4 protein-coding genes and 1 pseudogene are annotated in these 4,972 nt (G+C 44.4%); 2 read left to right on the top strand and 3 right to left on the bottom strand.

Annotation, left to right across the window (positions count from 1 at the left end; translation table 11 throughout):
* A pseudogene (locus tag ACTXGO_RS09595) lies at nt 1–257 on the bottom strand (hypothetical protein); the annotation flags it as partial.
* Between the two features lie 124 nt (nt 258–381).
* Here ACTXGO_RS09595 and ACTXGO_RS09590 point away from each other — a divergent pair.
* Nucleotides 382–1,071: a 3'-5' exonuclease gene (locus ACTXGO_RS09590; RefSeq protein ID WP_317200560.1), complete on the top strand. Its 690-nt coding sequence runs from the start codon at nt 382–384 to the stop codon at nt 1,069–1,071.
* Nucleotides 1,072–1,079: 8 nt separating this feature from the next.
* On the opposite strand, the gene ACTXGO_RS09585 is transcribed toward ACTXGO_RS09590, so the two are convergent.
* On the bottom strand, nt 1,080–2,018 hold the full coding sequence (locus ACTXGO_RS09585; protein WP_443543312.1) for an alpha/beta hydrolase family protein: 939 nt from the start codon (nt 2,016–2,018) through the stop codon (nt 1,080–1,082).
* 228 nt (nt 2,019–2,246) lie between these two features.
* Here ACTXGO_RS09585 and ACTXGO_RS09580 point away from each other — a divergent pair, with 228 nt between their 5' ends.
* The gene (locus tag ACTXGO_RS09580) at nt 2,247–2,924 is read left to right on the top strand and encodes an LOG family protein (RefSeq protein WP_435949712.1); all 678 of its coding nucleotides are present in this window, start codon (nt 2,247–2,249) and stop codon (nt 2,922–2,924) included.
* A 107-nt stretch (nt 2,925–3,031) separates the two neighbouring features.
* Here ACTXGO_RS09580 and ACTXGO_RS09575 read toward each other — a convergent pair whose 3' ends face one another.
* A complete protein-coding gene (locus tag ACTXGO_RS09575) occupies nt 3,032–4,621 on the bottom strand; it encodes an FAD-dependent oxidoreductase (RefSeq protein WP_443574221.1) in 1,590 nt (529 codons plus the stop codon).
* Between the last annotated feature and the right edge of the window lie 351 nt (nt 4,622–4,972).

Below are 4,972 nucleotides of genomic sequence, written 5' to 3'. Positions count from 1 at the left end.
CCAGGTAGTGGATTTGGAAGACTATTCTCTACTGGCAAGGGTTGTTGCAATAGATTGACCTGCTTCCATTTTGCTACGACAAAGTCCTGCGTCTGCCATTTAAGCGTAGGGAGGACTTTATCAACGATAAATAACAGTGCAAACAATACTATAGCTCTGATCAGTACCCTTAATAAACGAGTAAACAGGCTTGGCTTAGGGGGCTTAGGGGGCTTAGGGGACTTAGGCAGAGGCGGCGGCTGAACTGGTGGCATCATTGTCTCTTGTGAGCTGATGAGTGGTATAATACGGTTATTACAAATTTTAGCTGTATTATGAAGGGTTTAAGGCTCTTTGACGAGTAGCGATAACTACAATAACTCCTGATGATTGATCTCTATTATGACTGAACCTAGTACTGCGCTTATTATCGATACCGAAACCGACCAAGGTAGTGACCCGCGTCCTATTCAAGTAGCGACCATCAATGTGGCGACTGGCTTTGAGTGGATGAAATACTTCAATAGTGGCCGCACTATCTCACCTATCGTCATCAAGGTACATGGCATTACTGATGAGGATGTTGCCGAGTGTGAGCGCTTCGATTTGGAGCAGTTTGAGTTGCCAGAGTACTTAATCGGTCACAATGTACGCTTTGACTGGCGAGTGATAGGGAAACCCTCGGCTAAGCTGATATGTACGGTTAGGCTGGCCCGCGCCGCCTTTCCAGAGTGGCGCTACTATGGTCAGTCCAAATGTATTGAACAACTATTGGGCGTCGATGCCGCGAGCACTATGACTATTGCCGCGCATGATGCGCTAGGCGATGCGCGTATGTGTTATCTATTGTACAAAGCGTGCTGTGAGCGCCTGCAAATTGCGCCGACTGACTTTGCGGCGGCGCATACCATCTCAAATACCGCAAGTCCCGTCGGCAAAATGCCCTTTGGTAAGCATAAGGGCAAACTCATAAAAGACGTGCCTATGAGCTATGTTAAGTGGATGCTAGGTAATATCCACAATATGCAGCCCTCATTGCATTCTGCCTTGACCAAGCGCGTAGAGGAGCAAAATGCAGAAGATAAAATATAGTAAAGAGCTTACTCTCCCTCATTTAACCAATCGACCGCCATTTGCCATAGTTGCGGCGCTTTGGCATGAGTTTTACTGCTAAAATAGCGCATATGACCGATGTGACTGACGCCCAAATCTTTAGGGTCTAGATAGTGCTTTTCTACTGACATGTTGGGGAACACGCGTATCATATCGTCGATGTTTTCGCTATTGGCAATCTCATCATCAGTGAAACCTAGCCATAGCGCTGGCATAGCGATTTTATTATAAAAATGGTTATGAATGGTTTTGCCAAGTGCGGTTTTGATGTAGCCGGCACCATTACACCACTCGCGCCATTGACGCGCCACGCCGCGCGGTAGCGGCTGACCCATACCAATCTTGTCGGCTGGCGTATAGCCTAGCACTAAGTTACTCAGCGGAATAAAAGCGTCCATAAAACCCATTGCTTTGAGCTTATAGGGCATATCCATGTTTTTGATTTGTCCTGAGGAGCAAGCGACATTGAATACTGAGCTGATGGCCTCGTAGTTTGGCATAAGACCGATCAGCTGACCGCCTGCACTATGACCGATCAAATGGAAAGCTGCATCTGGAAATTCATCTTGTAGGGCGTCAAGCACCGCTGGCATATCATGACGACCCCAACTAATGAGTGAGGCATCACATTTTGCCAAATTACCTGCAAGTGATTCACCAATCCCTTCATTATCGAAGGTAATGACTCCAAAGCCGTTCTCTGCCAAATAGCTGGCAAAATTATGATAAAACTGACGCTTGATACCCGTGGCAGGTGCCATCATTACCGCCGCTTTGATATCAGCTTTAGGACGATAAACGGTCGCTGCCAAAGCCTGATTGCGCTCAGTCATGATGGTCAATAGGTAAGTCTCAACAGTAAAGTTGCTCTCAACAGTAAAGCTATCGTTGGCGTCTGATTGGTTTAGAGCTTCATCATTGAGCATAGCGGCATCCTAAAAAGTATATTATGGTTGTTAGCGAATCGAGAAAATTAAAACATAAGCTGAAACAAGACATAGAGTACGACTATCAATAGCAGTCGGTATGGTAAGTGCGTACTGATAAGTGCTGGTTACAGGTTAGTAACTTGGCTTATGTTAAGATAAATAGGAATGTTTTCCAATAGACAACTGAAGACTTACAATTCAAATAAAACGCTAAGGGCAAAAGTAATGCAAATGAAAATCAATAATGACACTTATGAAGTAATTACCAGTCAAGATATCACCCATATCGAAAAAGCCGTAGATAAATCAACGTTAACCATGCCGCTTGTCGCCGTATATTGTGGTTCGCGCTTAGGTAACAGCGAGATATACGAGCAAGCCGCGCGCGATTTGGGTCAAGCGCTTGCCAAAAATGGCATGGGATTGGTATACGGCGGCGCGAGTATTGGCCTGATGGGTGCAGTCGCAGATGAGGTCATCAACAGCGGCGCCCAAGCAGTCGGCGTCATTCCAACCTTTATGCTCAAGCATGAAATCGCTCATCAAGGGCTTACGCGCCTGCACCTGACTGATACCATGCACACGCGCAAAACGGTTATGGCAGAGTACGCAGACGCTTTTATTACTCTACCAGGTGGCCTTGGGACGCTTGAGGAAATCATGGAGATTGCCACTTGGCGTCAGCTGTATCAGCACGAAAAGCCTATGATTATTCTTAATATTAACGGGTTTTATGATCGGATGATTGAACATCTTAAATATACGACAGAGCAGGGCTTTATGAAGCAGCAAGACCTTGATCGCTTAGTTGTGTGCAATAGCATCGATGAAGCAATTGATCTGTTATTGACTGTCGTCACTCTCAATGGCGGCGTCGATACTGATAAGATGGTTGGGCAGTAAATGACTACTTAGAAAATCAAAATTAAGAACCGCAAAAGGGAGTCGCTCGCTAATCGATAGCAGGCTACTCCCTTTTTTGTAGATAATATTTAACCCTGATACGAAATCTATGCGATAGCAAGATCGTTTGATACGTCATCTATCACGCTATCTATAGTACGATTAACGCCTGCCATTGCAATTGGAAAATTTCTTTGTAGTGCAATATCTTGTGCCAAGTGATGAATATCCTCACTATCATGGCGCGTAAGATAAGCCCAATTGTGAGCGTAACGACTACAATTGGCAGTAGTATCCTTATCAACTAACCCTAGAGCAGTTAACTCATCAACGATCTGGTCGGCGGCAATTAGCGTCGAAGAGGCTTTGACGTTTTCAGCGCGTGCGTAGCGGATGTTTGAGTACAAGCTCACATCAGCAACTCGCAGCGTATCATCTTTTCCTGGTATTTGTTGACCGCCAAAGAGGGCATTACCAACGGTACGCGCACTATTGAAGGTCGGCACAAACTCAGCTACATATTCAATGGCTTGCTGACCACGCGCTTGCAATGGCGCTTTATCCCAACCATCTTCAATATAATGCACGTATTTTTCAGGAAGTTTGGGCTGCGCGCTGATCTCATTTGAGGCGACTAGTCCATCATTGAACAAAGTGATGAATTTACTCATACCATGTATCTGAAAATAACCGCCTGGATATGGCGTAAGCTGCGCCATGCCCTCTGGTGTACCGCGGCTACCATAGATAATAATCTCAGGTATCTGTCCACCTGCATCATCCCAATGAGTAATATAAGAGGATTTGAACTCGACCATACGCGTGACTTCAACACCGACCATGTCATCGATAACACCAGTACGAAATCCGCAAGCATTGACTAAGTAATCCACTTCAACAGACTCGGTTTCAGATTGACTGTTTTGCTGATAGTCAATACGCCATTTAGTCACATGATGATCAGCATTAGTACAATTTTCACAATCAACTGCTGTCACTTGCTTAACCTGCGTATCGGTAAAGACATGAGCGTTGTCATAACCCTCTAACGCTAATTGCGCTGAAGCTGCCAGACGAAAGATATTCCAGCCGTATTCTTGTACGACAATCACTGGGAATTTAATCTTATTCAAATCCAAGTGTTTAGCGGCAGGTATTACCCATTCATCTACCGTGCTAGGCGCAAGAACCTGCTCACGCTTAGATAAAGCGATAAGATCTTCATGGCTATAGAGCTGGTAGTAATCTTCAGGCTCTCCTAAAACTTTATTCTTAGGGTCTTGCTCAATAAGCTTACGATAAGCCTCAGTCAAGATGTCCAAACGCGGCAGCAAATCTTCAGGCTGACCTTCATCACGATTAGGTACAGCAAAGACAGTAGGGCGCACATCCATCGTATGCGGGTACAGACGCAATATATCAATGCACTGCTCAAGTAGCGCTACGCAGTCCTCGTCTGGAATTTCACGGTACAAATTACCACCAGCATGTAGATGACACATGGGAGGGCCATCAATAAGTGAGGTCTTTTTTTCAAACAAATGAGTCTCAATGCCAAGCGCAGCCAAGCGAATAGCAATAGTGGCACCTGCAGTACCACCGCCGAGTATACCTACGCGTTTTGCTTGACCATAACGGGTACTAGGCGTCGTAATTTTGAGGTCTTTGTACCGGTCGTCTATAGTAATTGAATTCATCAGCGTTGTTTTATCCTTGCTGGCATCGGCTCATCATATTACATGCCGCTATACCTAAAATTTCAGTGTATTTATCAGATGTTATCTAGCAATCTGATTTTTAAGTTAAGTCGTCAATGACTAAAGAGAGTGCTACTTAAGTGAAGCGTAGTTAAATAGTGCTATATAGACTATATAAGCGTGATACCTACTGATTTCAATGTCTGATCTGTATCTTGTGAGTCATTGTTAGTATTAAATAATCATTAGCCTATGATATAAAAAAAAGCAAATTTATTTGGGATATATGCGTAAAAACATGCACTGTTTTTGTCAGCAGATAACATAAAGTGTGTATAAAGCTAGAGGGAA

Source organism: Psychrobacter sp. T6-1 (genome assembly GCF_052258445.1).
This window is presented reverse-complemented; position numbering and strand designations above follow the sequence as displayed.